Origin of the sequence: Pseudoduganella buxea (assembly GCF_009720835.1) — a bacterium.
Taxonomy (GTDB): Bacteria; Pseudomonadota; Gammaproteobacteria; order Burkholderiales; family Burkholderiaceae_D; genus Rugamonas; species Rugamonas buxea.
In genome coordinates, this window is sequence record NZ_WNKZ01000236.1 from 1 (window position 1) to 677 (window position 677).

Genomic DNA, 677 nt, shown 5'->3' on the forward strand with positions numbered 1-677 from the left:
CGCTGGGTGTTCACGGTCGACAGGGCGGCATCGGCGATCTTGATGGCAGCCTGGGCGCCTTCGAAGGTCGAGATGTCCAGGCTGGCGACGGACTTCAACGTCGAGGTATTGCCGCTGGCCAGACCGGAGGTATCGGTGACCTTGAACGCGCCTTCGGAGTCATAGCTGATCTGACCGTTGACGACGGCCGTGGCGTTGGCAGCCGCAGCGCTGTACGGCGTTCCCTGTGCGGCGCCGGCGGCATCCAGGCTGCTGATGTCGAACTTGGTGGCGACAGTCTTGTTCTCGATCTGGATATCCGCGCCGCTGGCGTGGGTCAGCTTCAGGCCCTTGTTGGTGGCATCGTACTCGGCCGTTACGCCCGTCTTGGCGGACTGGGCATTGATGGCGTTGATACCGGCTGCAAAGTCCGAAGCGCTCGATGCGGTACCGCTGACGGTGAAGTTGACCTCGACTGCCGTGGCGTTGTCACCTTTCAGTGCGAACGAGTAGGCCTCAGCACCCATCTGCAGGGCAACTTCAGTCTTGGCCGATGCGGTCACGCCGGTCGATGCGGTCTGGGAGTTGACCTTGGCGGCCAGGGTTTTCGCCGTGTCGGTTGCCTCGACGTCGATGGCCGCACCGCTACCACGCATACCTGCGACTTGCATTGCCCCAACGCCTGCGGCGACGTTGGT

The 677-nt window shown here is 63.4% G+C and carries 1 protein-coding gene; it reads right to left on the reverse strand.

The genetic code is table 11. The annotated features are described in order from the left end of the window. Nucleotides 1-650: flagellin hook IN motif-containing protein (locus GM672_RS27785; protein ID WP_308807475.1), on the reverse strand; the 650-nt coding region annotated here is incomplete at its 3' end. Nucleotides 651-677 lie beyond the last annotated feature (27 nt).